A 19,922-nucleotide genomic window follows, 5' to 3' on the forward strand; every position below is an offset into this window, starting at 1 on the left:
CGCATGACTTGAACGGTCCCGTCCCGACGCGATCCGCGGGGATCATGAACAGGAACTGTGGACTGCCGAGCGGTTGTGGACAGCGGCGTCACCCGGCACGTCGCGGGTCCCGTACACTTCTGATGGCGATCCGGGTCACCGGATCGACTTCGCACGCCCCAACACCAGGTCATTCGTGACGGTGTCCGCGCTCCTCGGTCCCTCGTGGCACAGCGCGCGGGGCGTCAGGCGCGACAGCAATCCTGCGGTCGCGGCAACCGAGAACCCAAGGAGTACGGCCATGGCCGTCGTCACGATGCGGGAGCTGCTGGAAAGCGGCGTCCACTTCGGTCACCAGACCCGTCGCTGGAACCCGAAGATGAAGCGCTTCATCTTCACCGAGCGCAACGGCATCTACATCATCGACCTGCTCCAGTCGCTGTCGTACATCGACCGCGCCTACGAGTTCGTCAAGGAGACCGTCGCCCACGGCGGCACGGTCATGTTCGTCGGTACGAAGAAGCAGGCGCAGGAGGCGATCGCCGAGCAGGCGACCCGCGTCGGCATGCCCTACGTCAACCAGCGCTGGCTGGGTGGCATGCTCACCAACTTCTCGACCGTCTACAAGCGTCTGCAGCGCCTCAAGGAGCTCGAGCAGATCGACTTCGAGGATGTGGCCGCGTCCGGCCTCACCAAGAAGGAGCTGCTCGTCCTCTCCCGCGAGAAGGCCAAGCTGGAGAAGACCCTCGGCGGTATCCGCGAGATGTCCAAGGTGCCCAGCGCCGTCTGGATCGTGGACACCAAGAAGGAGCACATCGCGGTCGGTGAGGCCCGGAAGCTCAACATCCCGGTCGTCGCCATCCTCGACACCAACTGCGACCCCGACGAGGTCGACTACAAGATCCCGGGCAACGACGACGCGATCCGCTCCGTCACCCTGCTCACCCGCGTGATCGCCGACGCCGTCGCCGAGGGCCTCATCGCCCGCTCCGGTGCCGCCACTGGCGACCAGAAGCCGGGCGAGAAGGCCGCGGGCGAGCCGCTCGCCGAGTGGGAGCGCGACCTGCTCGAGGGTGAGAAGAAGGCCGACGAGAAGCCGGCCGACGAGGCTGAGGTCCAGACCTCCGCCGAGACGGAGAAGGTCGCCGACGCCGAGGCCGAGGTCGTCACCGAGGTTGTCACCGAGGCTCCGGCCGCGGACGCCGAGCAGGCCTGAACCTCACCGGTTCGGTAGTTGACGGCGGGGGCCGAGTCGGCCCCCGCCGTTCACCCGTAGATCTTTCAGACTTCGAGAGAGAATTTCAGGATCATGGCGAACTACACCGCCGCTGACGTCAAGAAGCTCCGCGAGCTCACGGGCGCCGGCATGATGGACTGCAAGAAGGCGCTCGACGAGGCCGACGGCAGCGTCGACAAGGCCGTCGAGGCCCTGCGCATCAAGGGCCAGAAGGGCGTCGCCAAGCGCGAGGGCCGCTCCGCCGAGAACGGCGCTGTCGTCTCCCTCATCGCCGACGACAACACCTCCGGTGTCATCCTCGAGCTGAAGTGCGAGACGGACTTCGTCGCCAAGGGTGAGAAGTTCCAGGCCGTCGCGAACTCCCTCGCCGCCCACGCCGCCAAGACGAACCCGGTCGACATCGCGGCGCTCCTCGCGTCCGAGATCGAGCCCGGCAAGACCGTCCAGGCGTACGTCGACGAGGCCAACGCCAACCTCGGCGAGAAGATCGTCCTCGACCGCTTCGCGCAGTTCTCCGGCGCGTACGTCACCGCGTACATGCACCGCACCATGCCCGACCTGCCCCCGCAGATCGGTGTTCTGGTCGAGCTGGACAAGGCCGACGCCGACCTCGCCAAGGGCATCGCGCAGCACATCGCCGCCTTCGCGCCGAAGTACCTCTCCCGTGAGGACGTCCCGGCCGAGGTCGTCGAGTCCGAGCGTCGCGTCGCCGAGGAGACCACGCGCGCCGAGGGCAAGCCCGAGGCCGCGCTCCCGAAGATCGTCGAGGGTCGCGTCAACGGCTTCTTCAAGGAGGCCACCCTCCTCGGCCAGCCGTACGCGCTGGACAACAAGAAGTCCGTGCAGAAGGTCCTGGACGAGGCCGGTGTCACCCTGAAGCGCTTCTCGCGCATCAAGGTCGGCATCTGAGTCCGTTCCGCGACCGCCGGAAGACACCGCCAGGGTCGACGAGATCCCAGTAGGGTCGACAGCAGTCTCCCGCGTACGCCGCCACGAGCGCGTCCGCGTCGGGCGACCGCAGATGTGACGAGGAGGCCATTGCCGAGTATGGGATGCGAACAACACCCCACCGGCAATGGCCTTCTTTGTATGTGTGCCAAGTAAAGAGGCGAGATCACCATGACCACCACCAAGGCCGACAAAGGCGACAAGAGCGACGACGGCAAAGGCGCGGGGCGCTTTTTGCTGAAGCTGTCCGGCGAGGCGTTCGCCGGTGGCGGGGGTCTGGGCGTCGACCCCGACGTGGTGCACAAGATCGCCCGTGAGATCGCGGCCGTCGTGCGCGACGGCGCGCAGGTCGCCGTCGTCATCGGCGGCGGCAACTTCTTCCGTGGCGCCGAGCTCCAGCAGCGCGGCATGGACCGGGCCCGCTCCGACTACATGGGCATGCTCGGCACGGTCATGAACTGCCTCGCGCTCCAGGACTTCCTGGAGAAGGAGGGCATCGACAGCCGCGTGCAGACCGCCATCACCATGGGGCAGGTCGCCGAGCCCTACATCCCGCTGCGCGCCGTGCGCCACCTGGAGAAGGGCCGCGTCGTCATCTTCGGCGCCGGTATGGGCATGCCGTACTTCTCCACCGACACGACCGCCGCCCAGCGTGCCCTGGAGATCGACGCCGAGGCGCTGCTCATGGGCAAGAACGGGGTGGACGGGGTCTACGACTCCGACCCGAAGACCAACCCCGAGGCCGTGAAGTTCGACGCGCTCAGCTACGGCGAGGTCATCACCCGCGACCTCAAGGTCGCCGACATGACCGCGATCACGCTGTGCCGCGACAACAAGCTGCCCATCCTCGTCTTCGAACTGCTCGCCGAGGGCAATATCGCGCGGGCGGTCAAGGGTGAGAAGATCGGCACGCTCGTGGGCGACCACGGAACGCGGGCCTGACACGCCCCCCCCGCCAGGGGATGGACAATGTCCTGCCGGTCGGACACCGTGCAGGAAAGACTCACGACGCAGCCGGCCGCCCTGGGCGCATGCCGGGCCTCACTCAAGACACGCAGGAGCAAGTGGTGATCGAAGAGACCCTCCTCGAGGCCGAGGAGAAGATGGAGAAGGCCGTCGTGGTCGCCAAGGAGGACTTCGCCGCGATCCGCACCGGCCGTGCGCACCCGGCGATGTTCAACAAGATCGTGGCGGACTACTACGGCGCGCTGACCCCGATCAACCAGCTGGCCTCGTTCTCGGTGCCCGAGCCGCGGATGGCCGTGGTGACCCCGTTCGACAAGAGCGCCCTGCGCAACATCGAGCAGGCGATCCGCGACTCCGACCTCGGCGTCAACCCGAGCAACGACGGCAACATCATCCGTGTGACGTTCCCGGAGCTGACCCAGGACCGCCGCAAGGAGTACATCAAGGTCGCCAAGACCAAGGCCGAGGACTCCAAGATCTCGATCCGCTCCATCCGCCGCAAGGCCAAGGAGACGATCGACAAGCTCGTGAAGGACGGCGAGGTCGGCGAGGACGAGGGCCGCCGCGCCGAGAAGGAGCTCGACGACACCACCGCGAAGTACGTCGCTCAGGTGGACGAGCTGCTCAAGCACAAGGAAGCCGAGCTGCTCGAGGTCTGAGGAATCCGTGAACGACTCTTCCTGGGGAGCGCCGACCGGAGCCGGGTACTGGGGGCCGCCCGTCCAGGGGCCTTCCCAGGGGGCTTCCCCGGCGGGTCCCGCGTACGAACAGCATGCGGTTGAGGAGACTCGGCCCATGCCCATCGTGCCCGAAATGCCCGACGTACCCGCCGGTGGTCGTGACCAGGACGACGATCGGGGGGCTGCTCGGCCGAGCGGTCCCCTGTTCCGCGACGAGTCGCCGAGCGGGAGCCGGGACGAGCCCTCTCGCGGGACGCATGATGAGCAGCCGCGCGAGAGCACTCAGCACGAGCCGCCGCGCGGGACCCAGCACGAAACCCAGCATCAGACGCACCGTCAGACGCAGCACCAGACGCCGTATGTGACGCCGCACGAGGCGCAGCACGAGAGCCGGCAGGAGCCCATGCCAAGCGCCGCACAGCCCGCCCCCGCACCGCCGAAGAAGAGCGCGGGCCGTGACCTCGGGGCAGCCATAGGAGTCGGGGTGGGGCTCGGCGCGGTGATCGTCGCGTCGCTCTTCATCGTCAAGGCCGTGTTCATCGGCGTGGTAGCGGTGGCCGTCGTCGTCGGACTCTGGGAACTCACCTCGCGGCTGGAAGAGCGCAAGGGCATCAAGGCGCCGCTCGTCCCGCTCGCGGTCGGCGGCGCGGCGATGGTCGTCGCCGGATACGTCCGTGGCACCGAGGGCGCCTGGGTCGCGATGGCGCTCACCGCGCTCGCGGTCCTGGTCTGGCGCATGACGGAACCCCCCGAGGGCTACCTCAGGGATGTCACGGCCGGGGTCTTCGCCGCGTTCTACGTCCCGTTCCTCGCGACGTTCGTGGCACTCATGCTCGCCGCGGACGACGGGCCGCAGCGCGTCCTGACGTTCCTGCTGCTGACGGTCGTCAGCGACACCGGCGCGTACGCGATCGGCTGGCGCTTCGGCAAGCACAAGCTCGCCCCGCGCATCAGCCCCGGCAAGACCCGGGAGGGCCTGGTCGGCGCGGTGACGTTCGCGATGGCCGCCGGCGCGCTGTGTATGCAGTTCCTGATCGAGGACGGGGTCTGGTGGCAGGGCCTGCTGCTCGGGCTCGCCGTCGCGGCCAGCGCCACGCTCGGCGACCTCGGCGAGTCGATGATCAAGCGCGACCTGGGGATCAAGGACATGGGCACGCTCCTCCCCGGGCACGGCGGGATCATGGACCGCCTGGACTCGCTGCTGCCTACGGCGCCGGTGGTCTGGCTGCTTCTGGTGATCTTCGTCGGGGCCGGCTGACCGGTCCGCACGCTCGGCTGACCTGTGTGAATGCAGGTGACGGGCTCGTTGTCCACAGGGCGGCGGGCCCGTTGTCGTATGGCTGCGACCTCGGATGGACGGGTTATGCCTGCCTGGGCCGGTCCGCGTGGCGGAGCGGTCGGTTCCACGGCCCGGCTCCGCCGGTGCGCGACGGGCAGGGGCGGTGTAGACAGGAGTCATGCCGCAGCGCCGCGAAGGACTTCGACGGCCGGTGCGAGCGGGTCGGTCGTTGCTCGCCATCCCGATCGGGTGGATTGTCGCGGTGTCCGTGATCGACGTTCTTGCTCCGCCCAACATTCATCTGGGTCCACTGCTCGTCGCGGCCCCGGCGATCACGCCGTTGTTCGGCGGGCCCCGGACGGTGGGCCTGGTCGCCGCGCTGGCGGTGATCGCGCAGACGATCATCGGATTGGCGCGCGACCCTGACGAGCTGCTCTCGTCCAACCACCAGGCTCAGATCATCGCCCTGCTGCTGGTCGGCACGAGTCTGGTGATCTTCTGTGTACTGCGGGAGCGTCGCGCAAAGGTGCTGGCGCAAGTGCGGTACGTGTCCGAGGCCGCTCAGCGTGTGGTCCTCCCGCCGCTGCCCAAGGAGATCGGGTCGCTGCGCGTGGCTTCCCTCTACCTCGCAGCAGAGGCCGAGGCCCAGATCGGTGGGGATCTGTACGCGGCGGCGCGCACGACCTCCGGCACCCGGCTGATCGTCGGTGACGTGCGGGGCAAGGGGATGACCGCGGTCAACGACGCCGCCTTGCTGCTCGGAGCGTTCCGCGTCGCCGCCCACCGCCAGGCGAGCCTGGGCGAGCTGGTGGCCTACCTCGACCGCAGCGTGTGCTGGGACCTGATGGAGCCGGGCGAGGCGAGCTGTTTCGGCGAAACGTTCATCACCGCCAACATCCTGGACATCCCCGACGGGGACGGCCGGGTCCAGATGATCGCCTGCGGGCACCCGCCACCGGTCGTCCTGTGCAACGGCCGACCGACGACGATCGACGCCCTTTATCCCGCACCTCCGCTGGGCCTGGGTGAACTGGCGCATCCGCGCTACCACGTCGACAGCTTCCCGTTCGAGGCGGGAGACCTGCTGCTGCTGTACACCGACGGCGTCACCGAGGCCCGCGACGCCACCGGCACGTTCTACCCGCTCGCCGAGCGCATCACAGGCTGGACCGAGAACGACCCCGACGCCTTCCTCGGCCGCTTCCGGCGCGACCTGCTGCACCACGTCGGCGGACACCTGAACGACGACGCGGCCATGATCGCCATAGGGCGCACCGTCACGCCCCGTGCCTGATCACCCGGCAACCTCTCGCACCCCGCAAACTGCGGTGGCACGCACACGATGACGACCGTTGATGACCATGACGAACCCTCCCTCTCCTGAGTTCCAGGTCACATGATTCGATCTGCGACACTGGAAGGGTTATGCCTAAGCCCGGAGAACTCACTTTCGTCGCCCCGCGCGGAGCCAAGAAGCCGCCGCGGCACCTCGCCGACCTCTCGCCCGCCGAGCGGAAGGAGGCCGTTGCCGCGATCGGTGAGAAGCCGTTCCGCGCCAAGCAGCTGTCGCAGCACTACTTCTCGCGGTTCGCGCACGACCCCGCGGAGTGGACCGACATCCCCGCCGGCTCGCGCGGCAAGCTGCAGGAGGCGCTGCTTCCGGAGCTGATGACGGTCGTCCGGCATCTGTCGACCGACCAGGACACCACCCGTAAGACCCTGTGGCGGCTCTTCGACGGCACGCTCGTCGAGTCCGTCCTGATGCGCTACCCGGACCGGGTCACCATGTGCATCAGCTCGCAGGCGGGCTGCGGAATGAACTGCCCGTTCTGCGCCACAGGACAGGCCGGCCTCGACCGGAACCTGTCGACGGGCGAGATCGTGCACCAGATCGTCGACGGCATGCGCGCGCTGCGCGACGGCGAGATCCCGGGCGGCCCGGCCCGTCTGAGCAACATCGTCTTCATGGGCATGGGCGAGCCCCTGGCCAACTACAAGCGGGTCGTCGGCGCCATCCGCGCGCTCACCGACCCCGAGCCGGACGGCGTCGGCCTCTCGCAGCGCGGTATCACCGTCTCGACCGTCGGTCTGGTCCCCGCCATGCACCGGCTCGCCGACGAGGGCCTCAAGTGCCGCCTCGCCGTCTCGCTGCACGCCCCCGACGACGAGCTGCGTGACACCCTCGTCCCGGTCAACACGCGCTGGAAGGTCCGTGAGGTCCTCGACGCGGCGTGGGAGTACTCCGAGAAGTCGGGCCGCCGCATCTCCATCGAGTACGCGCTCATCCGCGACATCAACGACCAGGCGTGGCGTGGTGACCGGCTCGGCCGCCTGCTCAAGGGCAAGCGCGTCCACGTCAACCTGATCCCGCTGAACCCGACGCCGGGCTCGAAGTGGACGGCCTCGCGCCCCGAGGACGAGAAGGCCTTCGTCGAGGCCATCGCGGCCCACGGCGTCCCGGTCACCGTCCGCGACACCCGTGGCCAGGAGATCGACGGGGCGTGCGGTCAGCTCGCCGCCACCGAGCGGTAACCTGACTGGCGTACGTACATCTTCATATTCCGACAGGGGAGCGCCACAGCGCTGAGAGTGCGGCATCGGCCGCAGACCCTCTGAACCTTGCCCAGGTCATTCTGGGTAGGAAGTTCGGTCGCCACTCAAGCTGTTGCGCCCTGCCCGGGAATCGTCCGCGATCCCGGGCGGGGCCGCGTCTCTTCCTGGTCACCCAGGAGGGAACTTAAGTGAGCACCACCATCAAGGCCACGGCCGTCGCCGTGGCGGCCGGTCTCGGACTCGTCACGCTCTCCGCGTGCGGGGGCTCCGGCTCCGGCGAGGACTCGGCGGACTCCCACACGGTCACCCTCGTCAGCCATGACTCGTGGGCCGTCTCCAAGAGCGTGCTCAAGGACTTCGAGAAGCGATCCGGCTACAAGGTCACGGTCCTGAAGGACGGTGACGCGGGAGAGGCCGTCAACAAGGCCGTCCTGTCCAAGGACAACCCGCAGGGCGACGTCCTCTTCGGCGTCGACAACACGCTCCTGTCGCGCGCCCTCGACAACGGACTCTTCCAGCCGTACGAGGCCAAGGGCCTGGACCGCGTCCGTCCCGAGTACCAGCTGGACAAGGACAAGCGCCGGGTCACTCCCATCGACACCGGCGACATCTGCGTCAACTACGACAAGAAGTACTTCGCCGACCACAAGCTGACGCCGCCCGCCTCGTTCGACGACCTGGCCGAGCCCGCGTACAAGAACCTCCTGGTCACGGAGAACGTGTCGACGTCGTCGCCCGGTCTCGGCTTCCTGCTCGGCAGTGCCGCGCAGTACGGCGACGGAGGCTGGCAGGGCTACTGGAAGAAGCTCAAGGCCAACGGCGTGAAGGTCGTCGACAGCTGGGAGCAGGCCTACAACGAGGAGTTCTCGGGCTCCGCCGGTGGCAGGAAGGCGGGCGGCGACCGGCCGCTCGTCGTGTCGTACGCGTCGTCGCCGCCGGCCGAGGCGATCTACTCGGACCCGCAGCCGAAGACGGCCCCGACCGGGGTCGCGGCCGGCACCTGCTTCCGCCAGACCGAGTTCGCCGGCCTGCTGAGCCACGCGAAGAACGAGAAGGGCGGCAAGGCGCTGCTCGACTTCCTGATCGCGAAGGAGTTCCAGCAGGACATGCCGCTGAACATGTTCGTGGACCCGGTGACGAAGGACGCGGCCCTGCCGGCCGACTACGCGAAGTACGACGTCGTGGTCGACCACCCGAAGACCATGGCCCCGAAGAAGATCGCCGACAACCGTGACGCCTGGGTCAAGTCGTGGACCTCACTCGTACTGAAGTAGAGCCTCGGAAGCGGTCCTCCCGAGGCTCCCGGGGTTCCCGGGGCAGCGGGAGCGCGGCGCGGCTCGGCCTGATGGCCGTGCCCGTCGCGTTCTTCGCGATCTTCTTCGCCTATCCGGTCGCGGCCATCGTCTCCCGCGGCCTGAAGGCGGGCGGGCACTGGCAGTTCGGGCGGATCGCCGACGTGCTGGGGCAGTCCGACATCCGGCACGTCCTGTGGTTCACGACCTGGCAGGCGCTCGCGTCGACGGTGCTCACGCTGCTGATCGCGCTCCCCGGCGCGTACGTCTTCGCGCGCTTCGAGTTCCGGGGCAAGCAGGTCCTGAGGGCCGCCGTCACCGTGCCGTTCGTGCTGCCGACCGTCGTCGTCGGCACGGCGTTCCTGGCACTGGTCGGCCGCGGCGGGCTGCTCGACAGCCTGTGGGGCGTACGCCTCGACACCACGGTGTGGGCCATCCTGCTCGCCCATGTCTTCTTCAACTACGCCGTCGTCGTCCGCACGGTCGGCGGACTGTGGTCGCAGCTCGACCCCCGGCAGGAGGAGGCCGCCCGGATGCTGGGCGCCTCCCGCTGGACGGCCTGGCGGCAGGTGACGCTGCCCGCGCTCGGCCCCGCCGTCGCGGCCGCCGCGCTGATGGTCTTCCTCTTCACGTTCACCTCGTTCGGCGTGGTCCAGATCCTCGGCGGGCCGACCTTCTCCACCCTCGAAGTGGAGATCTACCGGCAGACCGCGCAGATCTTCGACCTCTCCACGGCGGCCGTCCTCACGATCGTGCAGTTCGCCGCTGTGGGGATCATCCTCGCCGTGCACGCCTGGAGCGTGCGCCGGCGGGAGAGCGCGCTGCGCCTGGTCGACGCGGCGCACACCGCCCGGCGCCCGCGCGGCGTGGGCCAGTGGGCGCTGCTCGCCGGGGTGGTTGCCACGGTCGCGGTGCTGATCCTGCTGCCGCTCGGCGTGCTGATCCAGCGGTCCTTCCGGGGCGCGGGCGGGCCCGACGGCTTCGGACTCGCCTACTACAAGGCGCTGACCTCGTCCGACAGCGGCGTGTTCCTGGTGCCGCCGATCGAGGCGATCGGGAACTCGCTCACGTACGCGCTGGCCGCGACCGCCATCGCGGTCGCGATCGGTGGACTGGCCGCCGCCGCCCTGACGAGGAAGGCGGGCCGTCTCGTACGGGGCTTCGACGCGCTCCTCATGCTGCCGCTCGGCGTCTCGGCCGTCACCGTCGGCTTCGGATTCCTGATCACCCTGGACAAGCCGCCCCTCGACCTGCGCGGCAGCTGGATCCTGGTGCCGCTGGCCCAAGCCCTCGTCGGGGTGCCCTTCGTCGTCCGCACCATGCTGCCGGTCCTGCGCGCGGTGGACGGGCGGCTGCGCGAGGCCGCCGCCGTCCTCGGCGCCTCGCCGCTGCGGGCCTGGCGTGAGGTGGATCTGCCGATGGTGCGCAGGGCGCTGCTGATCGCGGCCGGGTTCGCGTTCGCCGTGTCGCTCGGCGAGTTCGGGGCGACCGTGTTCATCGCCCGTCCCGACCACCCCACTCTGCCGGTCGCCGTGGCGCGGCTCCTCGGCCGCGCCGGTGACCTCAACTACGGCCAGGCGATGGCCCTTTCGACGATTCTCATGGTGGTGTGCGCGGTGTCTCTGCTGCTGCTCGAACGCATCCGCACGGACCGTACGACGGGGGAGTTCTGATGGCCCTGCTGAGCCTGGACGAAGCGACCGTGCGGTTCGGCGGCCCGTCCAAGTCTGCGCATGCGGCGCTCGACCGCGTCGGCCTGGAGGTCGCCGAGCACGAGATCGTGTGTGTGCTCGGTCCCAGCGGCAGCGGCAAGTCGACGCTGTTGCGGGTCGTGGCCGGACTTCAGGGGCTCGACGGGGGCCGGGTGTTCCTCGACGGACGCGACCAGGCGGGCGTGCCCGCGCACCGGCGGGGCGTCGGCCTCATGTTCCAGGACCACCAGCTGTTCCCGCAGCGCGACGCGGGCGCAAACGTCGCCTTCGGGCTGCGGATGCACGGCGCCTCCCGCTCCGAACAGCAGCTCCGCGTACGGGAGTTGCTGGAGCTCGTCGGGCTGCCCGGGGCCGAACGGCGCGCCGTCGCCTCGCTGTCCGGCGGCGAGCAGCAGCGCGTCGCCCTCGCCAGGGCGCTCGCCCCGCGCCCCCGCCTGCTCATGCTCGACGAGCCGCTCGGCCAGCTCGACCGCTCGCTGCGGGAGCGCCTGGTCGTCGAACTGCGGGAACTCTTCGGCGAGTTGGGCACGACCGTGCTCGCCGTGACACACGACCAGGGCGAGGCCTTCGCGCTCGCCGACCGTGTCGTGGTGATGCGCGACGGGCGGATCGCCCAGTCCGGTACGCCACTTGAGGTGTGGCAGCACCCGGCCGACGAGTTCGTGGCGCGCTTCCTCGGCTTCGACAACGTGGTCGAGGCCACGGTCGCCGGTGAGGCCGCGGACACGCCGTGGGGCAAGGTCCCTGTCCCCGCGGGCTCTCCGCAGGGCCCGCGCCGGATCCTGGTCAGGCCCGCCGGTGTACGCCTCGTGCCCGCCGCCGAGGCCCAGCTGACGTGCACCGTCACCGCGCGCACCTTCCGCGGCACGCATGTCGCCGTACACCTCCAGGCCACCCAGGTGCCCCGCCTCGAAGCGGCCTGCGCGCTGCGGGACGCTCCGGAACCGGGGGACGAGGTCGGGGTGGCGTTCGACGCGGGCGAAATCGTCGTGCTGGACGGGCTGTCCGCCGCATAGGGTCCGCCGTATGACGACGGACACTGCGGCACCCGGACAGCTCACCCATGAGCGCTACTGCGACGAAGTCGTGGCGCAGAGCGCCCTGTTGGCCGGGCATCTCGCCGGGGCCGACCTCACGGCCACCGTGCCGACCTGCCCCGACTGGACCCTGCGCGACCTCGTCGTCCACCTGGGCGGCGTGCACCGCTGGGTCGGGACGATCGTACGGACCGGCGCCACGGAGGCGGTCCGGGACGAGAAGGTGCCGGGCTTCGGCGGCCCGGACAGCGATGACCCGGACGCGCTCGCGGCCTGGCTCATGGAAGGCGCCGAGCTGACCGCGCGGACGCTGCGCGCCGCGGGCCCCGACACCCCCGTATGGTCCTGGTCCTGGCAGCACACCACCGGTTTCTGGGCGCGCCGCATGACGCAGGAGACGGTGATCCACCGGGCGGACGCGGCACTCGCGGCGAAGAGCGCGTACGAGGTGGCGCCCGAGCTCGCCGCCGACGCGATCGACGAGTGGCTGCAGATCGTCGCCCACGCCCAGCGGTCCGACCCGTCCGACAGTGCGGCCGAGTTGCGCGGTGCCGGACGCAGCCTGCACCTCCACGCCACCGACGCGCGACCCGAGCTGAACGCGGAATGGCTCGTCGAGCTGGGCGAGGACGGCTTCACATGGCGCCGCGGCCACGAGAAGGCGACCGTGGCCCTGCGGGGGCCGCTGACCGACGTGCTGCTCGCCTTCTACCGGCGCGCACCCCTCGACGGCGCGGGCGTGGAGGTCCTGGGCGAGCGGGAGCTGCTCGACTTCTGGCTGGAGCGCGCGACGTTCGTGTAGCCGAGCCGAGCCGAGCCGAGCCGAGCCGAGCCGAGAAGCCGATCCGGGCCCAGGTCCGGCCCCGCTCAGCCCAGTTCCGTTCAGCCCGGCCCCGCTCAGCCCAGTTCCGCTCAGCTCGGCCCCGTTCAGCCCAGCTTCGCGAGCGCGTCCGCCGCTTCCTCCACCGTGTCCACCAGCGCGATCCGCGCGTCCATCGAGCGTTCGCGGGCCAGGGCCGTGAGCAGGGGCCAGGCCGGCAGGCGCTCCGTCCAGTGGGCGCGGCCGACGAGGACCATGGGGGTGGGCCTGCCGCGGGACTCGTAGTAGTTCGGCGTCGCGTTGTCGAATATCTCCTGGACGGTGCCGGCCGCGCCCGGCAGGAAGACCACGCCGGCGTTCGAGCGGGCCAGCAGGCCGTCCTCGCGGGTGGCGTTCGCGAAGTACTTCGCGATGTGCCCGGCGAAGGCGTTCGGCGGCTCATGGCCGTAGAACCAGGTGGGGATGCCGACCGAGTCGCCGCCGTCCGGCCAGCGCGAGCGCACCTCGAAGGCGGCCGAGGCCCACGCCGTGACAGACGGGGCGAACGAGGGGGCGGCGGCCAGGAGTTGGAGAGCCTTGGTCAGCATGCCGTCGTCGAACCGTGCCGCGTACGCGCCCAGGTTCGCCGCCTCCATCGCGCCGGGACCGCCGCCCGTGGCGACCGTGACCCCGGACCGCGCCAGTGTCCGACCGAGCCGCGCCGCGCCCGCGTACCCGTCCGTGCCGCGCTCCATCGCGTGACCGCCCATGACCCCCACCACGCGTGTGCCCACGAGGAGTTCGTCCAGGGCGTCGGAGATCGAGTCGTCGTGCACGGCCCGCAGCATCGACGCGAAGATGTCGTGATCGGCCTTGGTCCGCTGGAACCAGTCGTACGCGCGGGCGTCGGGTGTCGACTCGTATCCGCCCTGAGCGAGACCCGCGAACAGCTCGGCGGGGGAGTAGAGATGGCCCCGGTACGGGTCGAAGGGGAGGCCGGGGACCGGTGGGAAGACCAGGGCGCCGGTGGCCCGGATCCGGGCGGCGGCGTCGGGGCCCATCGGACAGCCGAGGAAGACGGCGCCCTCGGCGTCCAGGGTGAGCAGCTCGTCCGTACGCTCCGTCAGGTCGACGGCCTGTACGCGGCGCCCGGCGAGCGAGCCGTGCGCGGCCACGACCTCGTCGAACTCGTCGAGCGTCTCGATCTCACGGCCGGGGTCGGTATGGGGGATCGTGGGCCTGCGCGGGGCGGGTTCAGGGGTCTGCACCCGCCCATGCTAGGCCGCGGTACCTCCGGCCATCAGCCCTGGACGGCCGCCGGGTCCATCCACATGATCTCCCAGGTGTGGCCGTCCGGGTCGTCGAAGGCGCGGCCGTACATGAAACCGTGGTCCTGCGTCTCGCCGGTCTCGGTGCCGCCCGCGGCGATCGCCCTGTCGACGAGCTCGTCCACCTTCTCGCGGCTCTCGGCGCTCAGACACAGCAGCACCTCGCTGTTCTTGGTCGAGTCGATGATCGTCTTCTTCGTGAAGGCGGCGTACTTCTCCTTGGTGAGCAGCATGACCACGATGTGCTCGCTGATCACCACGGAGGCGGCGGTCTCGTCGGAGAACTGCGGGTTGATCGCGTATCCGAGCTCGGTGAAGAACTTCTTCGACGCGTCGAGGTCGTTCACGGCGAGGTTCGTGAAGATCATCTGCTGGTACATGGCTGGTCCGTCTCTTTCATCCGCTGGTGCCGGTGTGGCGTCGCTGTGCCGTACGCAGGGTTAGACGTGTGGCCAGCCCGTAACTCATCGCCCGCCGCGAACTTGCTTCGATCTCTTTTTCGGGGCTCGCGAAGCGGGCGCGCGGGCCCCGCTCAGCCGGCGAGCGGGAGCGCCGCCAGTTCCGCGACGATCCACGTCAGCGGCACGAACACGGCGAGCAGTGCCGCCGCCCGCAGCCCGGCCGCGCCGCGCAGCAGCCCCGCGGGTGCGCCGAGCCGGAGCAGGGCGGCCGTCATGTCGGAGCGGGCGTGCTTGGCCTCGATCGCGGCCGCCAGGAGCGTGGCGACCGTACAGCCCATGACGAGGACGGCGCCGAGCGTGGACAGCGGGCCGAGGTCGGGTTGCCGCCCCGACCAGAGGGTGAGCCCCGCGTACGCGCCGGAGGCCACGGCGCAGACCACGCCCAGGGGGCGGCCGATGCGGCGGGACTCCTCCTGGAGCACCCGGCCCGCCAGCAGCCGCGCCGCTCCGGGCCGTACCGACTGCAGAGCCCGGCCGCACTGGTACGTGAGCCCGGGACCGGCGAGCGCGAGGCCGAGTGCCGTCAGCGTCCAGCCGGCCAGCACGCCTGCCGGGCTGCCGCCGAGCCCGCCCGGCATGGGGAACCCCGCGGTGCCGTGCGCGCGGGACGCGTACGTCTCCACAGCGAGGCCCGCGGCCAGCAGCGCGACGCCCCAGGGCAGGCCGGTCGGCGCGGGCACCGGGGCGGCGGGATCGCGCGGGTCCGGCTGCGGCTCGCCGGCCTTGGGGGCGCGCGGACGCAGCACGATGGCGGAGGCGGCGGACGCGGCGAGGGGGACCAGGGTGAGCAGGGTCAGGGTGGCGGGCAGGGGCAGAGGCCGGTCGGCGGCGAGGAGGCCGTGCGCCGCGCCGTCGAAGGGCAGGCCGGAGAGGTCGCCGCGCAGGACGAGGAAGAACAGCAGGGCCAGCATCGAGCCGAGCGTGCAGGCGGCGGCGGTGGAGATCGCCGAGATGAGCGTGAGGCGCGCGGGGCCGAGGCCGACCGCGGACAGGCCGGGGCGCGGCCTGGTGCCCGGGTCGGTGCGGGCGACGGCGACGGCGAGGTGGACGGTCGCGGCGAGCGGCACCACGCACCAGGCGAGGCGCAGTACGGATCCGGTGGAGGCGTCGGGGTGGCCCAGCGCGTAGCCGAGGGTGCACAGCAGGAGGAATCCGGTGCCGGCCGAGGCGGCCGCGACCAGGAGCCTGCGGAACTGGACGAGGGGCCGGCCGCCGCGGGCTAGACGGAGAGCGAGCACGCGGCCCGGCCTTCCGTGTCGCTGCCGCCGGGGACGCCGGGCAGATGGACCGTGTTCACGCGGCGCCCGTCGAGGAGCGACATCGTGCGGTCGGCCAGGGCGGCGACCTCGGTGTCGTGCGTGGCGAGGACGACGGTGATGCCGTGCGAGCGGGCCGCGGCCATCAGGGTGCGCAGGACGTGGGCGCGGTCCGCGCGGTGCAGGGGCGCGGTGGGCTCGTCGGCGAAGAGCACCGACGGCGCGGTGACCAGGGCGCGGGCGATGGCGACGCGCTGGCGCTCCGACTGGAGCAGGGCGTGCGGACGCTTGCGGGCGCACATGCCGATGTCGAGGCGCTCCAGCCATTCCAGGGCGGAGGCCTTGGCGGCGCGGCGGCTGCCGCCGCGCATCATCAGGGCGAGCGCCGTGTTCTCCCAGGCGTTCAGCTCGGGCACGAGGTGCGGCTCGGGGTCGATCCAGGCGAAGCGGTCGCGGCGCAGCCGTTCCCTGACGAGCGGGCTCATGGTGTGCACGGGGGTGCTGTTGAACCAGACCTCGCCCTGCTGGGGCAGGAGCTGGCCGGAGAGGCACTGCAGGAGCGTCGTCTTGCCGCTGCCGCGCGGTCCTGTGACGGCGAGGATCTCGCTCTCGCGGACACCGAGCGAGACGCCGGTGAGCGCGGGCGAGCCGTTGTGGGAGAAGTGCAGGGCGCGTGCCCAGAGCACGTCGTTGTCCGGCGGGGCCACCATGGCGAACACCTCGTTCAGAGACTTCAGATCAGAAATGCCGTAAGACGAGCCGTCCCCCTTACGGGGGAACGAAGGCAGGGCCGATCGGTCACTGGGCACGCTAGGTATTCGCCGACGCGCGTCGGGAAATGACGCGGCCCGGCCGCCCCCATCTCACTCGGATGGGCGCAGCCGGGCCGCGGGAGCCGTCAGGCTCAGATCTTGCTCCAGGCCTCCGTGAGGACCTGGCGGATGATGCCCTCGATCTCGTCGAAGGTGGACTGGTCCGAGATCAGCGGCGGCGACAGCTGGATGACCGGGTCACCACGGTCGTCGGCGCGGCAGTACAGGCCGTACTCGTAGAGCTTCTTGGACACGAAGCCGTAGAGCACGCGCTCCGACTCCTCGTCCGTGAAGGACTCCTTGGTGTCCTTGTCCTTGACGAGCTCGATGCCGTAGAAGAAGCCGTTGCCGCGGACGTCGCCGACGATCGGCAGGTCGTGCAGCTTCTGCAGCGTCTTGAGGAAGCTGGCCTCGTTGTCGAGCACGTGCTGGTTGAGACCCTCGCGCTCGAACAGGTCGAGGTTGGCGAGCGCCACGGCCGAGGAGACCGGGTGGCCACCGAAGGTGTAGCCGTGCAGGAAGGTGTTGTCACCCTTGTAGAACGGCGCGGCGATCCGGTCGGAGACGATGGTCGCACCGATCGGGGAGTAGCCCGAGGTCATGCCCTTGGCGCAGGTGATGATGTCCGGGATGTAGCCGAACTTGTCACACGCGAACATCGTGCCGAGGCGGCCGAAGGCGCAGATGACCTCGTCCGAGACGAGCAGCACGTCGTACTTGTCGCAGATCTCGCGCACGCGCTGGAAGTAGCCGGGCGGCGGCGGGAAGCAGCCACCGGCGTTCTGCACGGGCTCGAGGAAGACCGCGGCGACGGTCTCGGGGCCCTCGAAGAGGATCTCCTGCTCGATCTGGTCGGCGGCCCAGCGGCCGAAGGCCTCGGGGTCGTCGCCGTGGATCGGGGCGCGGTAGATGTTGGTGTTCGGGACCTTGTGCGCGCCCGGCACCAGCGGCTCGAACGGGGCCTTCAGGCCCGGCAGGCCGGTGATGGACAGCGCGCCCTGCGGGGTGCCGTGGTAGGCCACCGCGCGGGAGATCACCTTGTACTTGGTGTGGTTGCCGTTCAGCTTGTGGTACTGCTTCGCAAGCTTCCAGGCGGTCTCGACGGCCTCGCCACCACCGGTGGAGAAGAAGACCTTGTTGAGGTCACCCGGGGCGTAGTGGGCGAGGCGCTCGGCCAGCTCCACAGCCTTCGGGTGGGCGTACGACCACACGGGGAAGAAGGCCAGCTCGGTCGCCTGCTTGGCGGCGACCTCGGCGAGCTCCCTGCGTCCGTGGCCGGCCTGCACGACGAACAGGCCCGAGAGCCCGTCGAGGTACTTCTTGCCCTTGTCGTCGTAGATGTAGGTGCCCTCGCCACGCACGATGGTGGGAACGGGCGCGTTCTCGTACGACGACATGCGGGTGAAGTGCATCCACAGGTGGTCGTACGCGGTTCGGCTGAGGTCCTTGCTCACGGCTATCGGGTTCCCCACATATAGGTCTGCTTCTTGAGCTTGAGGTAGACGAAGCTCTCGGTGGAGCGCACGCCGGGAAGAGCCCGGATGCGTTTGTTGATGACGTCCAGGAGTTGGTCGTCGTCTTCACACACGACCTCCGCGAGGAGGTCGAACGAGCCCGCGGTCATCACCACGTACTCGACTTCCGGCATGGCAGTCAGCGCTTCGGCGACGGGATCGAGGTCGCCCTCCGCGTTGATGCCGACCATCGCCTGCCTGCGGAATCCCACGGTGAGCGGGTCCGTGACGGCGACGATCTGCATCACGCCCTGGTCGAGCAGCTTCTGGACGCGCTGTCGCACGGCCGCTTCGGAGAGGCCGACGGCCTTGCCGATGGCGGCGTACGGCCTACGGCCGTCTTCCTGGAGCTGTTCGATGATGGCGAGGGAAACGGCGTCCAGCGGCGGGGTGCCGCTGCCGTTCCTCAATCCCTTTGGGTCTGCGCTACGACTGGCCACGCCCCCCACCATGCACGAGGAGTCGACAGTTTCGCAAGCCTCGATCGATGAAATTCGTTGTTTGAGGGCTCGAACTTCACGGATTTCGCAGATCTGGCGGGTCGGGGGGGTGTGAAACCGTGGGGCAACGGATTAGGGTGGTATCTCATCCAATGGACATCCGACCAGGAGGGCCGCCTCAGTGACCAGCGAGCTGCGTCGTCTGCGCAATTACATCGACGGTGAGTTCCGGGACGCCGCCGACGGACGGACCACCGAGGTGGTCAACCCGGCCAACGGTGAGGTGTACGCGACCGCCCCGCTGTCCGGCGACGCCGATGTGGACGCCGCCATGGCCGCCGCCGAGGCCGCGTTCCCGGCCTGGCGCGACCTCACCCCCAGCGAGCGCCAGAAGGCTCTCCTCAAGATCGCGGACGCGTTCGAGGAGCGGGCCGAGGAGCTCATCGCCGCCGAGGTCGAGAACACCGGCAAGCCGACCGGCCTGACCCGGTCCGAGGAAATCCCGCCCATGGTCGACCAGATCCGCTTCTTCGCGGGTGCGGCGCGCATGCTCGAGGGCCGCTCGGCCGGCGAGTACATGGAGGGCCTGACCTCGATCATCCGCCGCGAGCCCATCGGCGTCTGCGCCCAGGTCGCGCCGTGGAACTACCCGATGATGATGGCCGTGTGGAAGTTCGCCCCGGCGCTCGCCGCGGGCAACACGGTCGTCCTGAAGCCGTCGGACACCACCCCGGCGTCCACGGTCCTGATCGCCGAGATCATCGGCTCCATCGTCCCCAAGGGCGTCTTCAACGTCATCTGCGGTGACCGCGAGACCGGCCGCGCGATGGTCGAGCACAAGACCCCGGCGATGGCCTCCATCACCGGCTCCGTGCGCGCGGGCATCTCGGTCGCCGAGTCCGCCGCCAAGGACGTCAAGCGCGTCCACCTGGAGCTGGGCGGCAAGGCCCCGGTCGTCGTCTTCGAGGACACCGACATCGCCAAGGCCGTCGAGGACATCTCGGTGGCGGGCTTCTTCAACGCGGGCCAGGACTGCACCGCCGCCACCCGCGTCCTCGTCCAGGAGTCCATCCACGACGAGTTCGTCCAGGCCCTCGCCAAGGCGGCGGCCGACACGAAGACCGGCCAGCCGGACGACGAGGACGTGCTCTACGGGCCCCTCAACAACCCGAACCAGCTCGCCCAGGTCACCGGCTTCATCGAGCGCCTCCCGGCGCACGCCAAGGTCGAGGCCGGCGGCCACCGCGTCGGCGACAAGGGCTACTTCTACGCCCCGACCGTCGTCTCGGGCCTCAAGCAGGACGACGAGATCATCCAGAACGAGGTCTTCGGCCCGGTCATCACCGTCCAGTCCTTCGCGGACGAGGCGCAGGCCGTCGAGTGGGCGAACGGCGTGGAGTACGCGCTCGCCTCCTCGGTCTGGACGAAGGACCACGCGCGCGCGATGCGCATGGCCAAGATCCTCGACTTCGGCTGTGTGTGGATCAACACCCACATCCCGCTGGTCGCCGAGATGCCCCACGGCGGCTTCAAGAAGTCCGGCTACGGCAAGGACCTGTCGGCGTACGGCTTCGACGACTACACGCGCATCAAGCACGTCATGACGTCGATCGAGGGCTGAGCACCGGC

At 69.9% G+C, this 19,922-nt stretch carries 18 protein-coding genes and 1 riboswitch; of the genes, 12 read left to right on the forward strand and 6 right to left on the reverse strand.

Going from position 1 to position 19,922, the window contains the following annotated elements; genetic code table 11:
- Window positions 1-280: 280 nt before the first annotated feature.
- The 11 genes from rpsB (at window position 281) to ACIPWY_RS24065 (ending at window position 12,485) form a co-directional block, all read left to right on the forward strand.
- Window positions 281-1,195, forward strand: coding sequence for a 30S ribosomal protein S2 (gene rpsB / locus ACIPWY_RS24015; protein WP_383882589.1), 915 nt, complete (start codon window positions 281-283; stop codon window positions 1,193-1,195).
- A 93-nt stretch (window positions 1,196-1,288) separates the two neighbouring features.
- Window positions 1,289-2,125 (forward strand): translation elongation factor Ts, encoded by an 837-nt coding sequence (tsf, locus tag ACIPWY_RS24020; RefSeq protein ID WP_362904869.1) that lies wholly within the window; start codon window positions 1,289-1,291, stop codon window positions 2,123-2,125.
- A 210-nt stretch (window positions 2,126-2,335) separates the two neighbouring features.
- Window positions 2,336-3,106 (forward strand): UMP kinase, encoded by a 771-nt coding sequence (pyrH, locus tag ACIPWY_RS24025; RefSeq protein ID WP_362904871.1) that lies wholly within the window; start codon window positions 2,336-2,338, stop codon window positions 3,104-3,106.
- 125 nt (window positions 3,107-3,231) lie between these two features.
- Complete coding sequence (gene frr, locus ACIPWY_RS24030) at window positions 3,232-3,789, forward strand: ribosome recycling factor (RefSeq protein WP_093780078.1); 558 nt, start codon at window positions 3,232-3,234, stop codon at window positions 3,787-3,789.
- Window positions 3,790-3,796: 7 nt separating this feature from the next.
- Window positions 3,797-5,068, forward strand: coding sequence for a phosphatidate cytidylyltransferase (locus tag ACIPWY_RS24035; RefSeq protein ID WP_362904873.1), 1,272 nt, complete (start codon window positions 3,797-3,799; stop codon window positions 5,066-5,068).
- 199 nt (window positions 5,069-5,267) lie between these two features.
- Window positions 5,268-6,383 (forward strand): PP2C family protein-serine/threonine phosphatase, encoded by a 1,116-nt coding sequence (locus ACIPWY_RS24040; protein WP_362904875.1) that lies wholly within the window; start codon window positions 5,268-5,270, stop codon window positions 6,381-6,383.
- A gap of 131 nt (window positions 6,384-6,514) precedes the next feature.
- Window positions 6,515-7,621, forward strand: coding sequence for a 23S rRNA (adenine(2503)-C(2))-methyltransferase RlmN (rlmN, locus tag ACIPWY_RS24045; protein ID WP_326773897.1), 1,107 nt, complete (start codon window positions 6,515-6,517; stop codon window positions 7,619-7,621).
- A 24-nt stretch (window positions 7,622-7,645) separates the two neighbouring features.
- Window positions 7,646-7,751: riboswitch (TPP riboswitch) on the forward strand.
- Window positions 7,752-7,830: 79 nt separating this feature from the next.
- Entirely contained in the window at window positions 7,831-8,916 is a 1,086-nt protein-coding gene (locus tag ACIPWY_RS24050; RefSeq protein ID WP_401534873.1) for a thiamine ABC transporter substrate binding subunit, read from the forward strand.
- A 71-nt stretch (window positions 8,917-8,987) separates the two neighbouring features.
- Window positions 8,988-10,607, forward strand: a complete 1,620-nt coding sequence (locus ACIPWY_RS24055) for an iron ABC transporter permease (protein WP_362908707.1) — start codon at window positions 8,988-8,990, stop codon at window positions 10,605-10,607.
- On the forward strand, window positions 10,607-11,662 hold the full coding sequence (locus ACIPWY_RS24060; protein WP_401534876.1) for an ABC transporter ATP-binding protein: 1,056 nt from the start codon (window positions 10,607-10,609) through the stop codon (window positions 11,660-11,662). Before ACIPWY_RS24055 ends, ACIPWY_RS24060 begins: the two co-directional genes overlap by 1 nt.
- Window positions 11,663-11,672: 10 nt before the next feature.
- A complete protein-coding gene (locus ACIPWY_RS24065) occupies window positions 11,673-12,485 on the forward strand; it encodes a maleylpyruvate isomerase family mycothiol-dependent enzyme (RefSeq protein ID WP_362908705.1) in 813 nt (270 codons plus the stop codon).
- A gap of 125 nt (window positions 12,486-12,610) precedes the next feature.
- On the opposite strand, the gene ACIPWY_RS24070 is transcribed toward ACIPWY_RS24065, so the two are convergent.
- The 6 genes from ACIPWY_RS24070 to ACIPWY_RS24095 form a co-directional block, all read right to left on the reverse strand.
- On the reverse strand, window positions 12,611-13,750 hold the full coding sequence (locus ACIPWY_RS24070) for a Rossmann fold nucleotide-binding protein (protein WP_362908704.1): 1,140 nt from the start codon (window positions 13,748-13,750) through the stop codon (window positions 12,611-12,613).
- Window positions 13,751-13,782: 32 nt separating this feature from the next.
- Entirely contained in the window at window positions 13,783-14,190 is a 408-nt protein-coding gene (locus tag ACIPWY_RS24075) for a VOC family protein (protein WP_362908703.1), read from the reverse strand.
- Between the two features lie 152 nt (window positions 14,191-14,342).
- On the reverse strand, window positions 14,343-15,509 hold the full coding sequence (locus ACIPWY_RS24080) for a hypothetical protein (RefSeq protein ID WP_362908702.1): 1,167 nt from the start codon (window positions 15,507-15,509) through the stop codon (window positions 14,343-14,345).
- Complete coding sequence (locus tag ACIPWY_RS24085) at window positions 15,491-16,237, reverse strand: ATP-binding cassette domain-containing protein (protein WP_362908701.1); 747 nt, start codon at window positions 16,235-16,237, stop codon at window positions 15,491-15,493. The genes ACIPWY_RS24080 and ACIPWY_RS24085 overlap by 19 nt, the downstream gene beginning before the upstream one ends.
- Before the next feature lie 194 nt (window positions 16,238-16,431).
- On the reverse strand, window positions 16,432-17,811 hold the full coding sequence (locus ACIPWY_RS24090) for an aspartate aminotransferase family protein (protein WP_362908699.1): 1,380 nt from the start codon (window positions 17,809-17,811) through the stop codon (window positions 16,432-16,434).
- A complete protein-coding gene (locus tag ACIPWY_RS24095; protein ID WP_362908698.1) occupies window positions 17,796-18,293 on the reverse strand; it encodes an Lrp/AsnC family transcriptional regulator in 498 nt (165 codons plus the stop codon). Before ACIPWY_RS24095 ends, ACIPWY_RS24090 begins: the two co-directional genes overlap by 16 nt.
- A 181-nt stretch (window positions 18,294-18,474) precedes the next feature.
- Between ACIPWY_RS24095 and ACIPWY_RS24100 the strand changes: the two genes are divergently transcribed.
- On the forward strand, window positions 18,475-19,914 hold the full coding sequence (locus tag ACIPWY_RS24100) for a gamma-aminobutyraldehyde dehydrogenase (protein ID WP_362908697.1): 1,440 nt from the start codon (window positions 18,475-18,477) through the stop codon (window positions 19,912-19,914).
- Window positions 19,915-19,922: the final 8 nt, after the last annotated feature.

The organism is Streptomyces sp. NPDC090032 (genome assembly GCF_044748025.1).
In the GTDB taxonomy this organism is placed as follows: Bacteria; Actinomycetota; Actinomycetes; order Streptomycetales; family Streptomycetaceae; genus Streptomyces.

Bases quoted from the DNA above. Each gene is read 5' to 3' on its own strand.
- rpsB (WP_383882589.1), top strand. From the start codon at position 281: ATGGCCGTCGTCACGATGCGGGAGCTGCTGGAAAGCGGCGTCCACTTC.
- tsf (WP_362904869.1), top strand. From the start codon at position 1,289: ATGGCGAACTACACCGCCGCTGACGTCAAGAAGCTCCGCGAGCTCACG.
- pyrH (WP_362904871.1), top strand. From the start codon at position 2,336: ATGACCACCACCAAGGCCGACAAAGGCGACAAGAGCGACGACGGCAAA.
- ACIPWY_RS24040 (WP_362904875.1), top strand. From the start codon at position 5,268: ATGCCGCAGCGCCGCGAAGGACTTCGACGGCCGGTGCGAGCGGGTCGG.
- rlmN (WP_326773897.1), top strand. From the start codon at position 6,515: ATGCCTAAGCCCGGAGAACTCACTTTCGTCGCCCCGCGCGGAGCCAAG.
- ACIPWY_RS24055 (WP_362908707.1), top strand. From the start codon at position 8,988: ATGGCCGTGCCCGTCGCGTTCTTCGCGATCTTCTTCGCCTATCCGGTC.
- ACIPWY_RS24060 (WP_401534876.1), top strand. From the start codon at position 10,607: ATGGCCCTGCTGAGCCTGGACGAAGCGACCGTGCGGTTCGGCGGCCCG.
- ACIPWY_RS24065 (WP_362908705.1), top strand. From the start codon at position 11,673: ATGACGACGGACACTGCGGCACCCGGACAGCTCACCCATGAGCGCTAC.
- ACIPWY_RS24075 (WP_362908703.1), bottom strand. From the start codon at position 14,190: ATGTACCAGCAGATGATCTTCACGAACCTCGCCGTGAACGACCTCGAC.
- ACIPWY_RS24085 (WP_362908701.1), bottom strand. From the start codon at position 16,237: ATGGTGGCCCCGCCGGACAACGACGTGCTCTGGGCACGCGCCCTGCAC.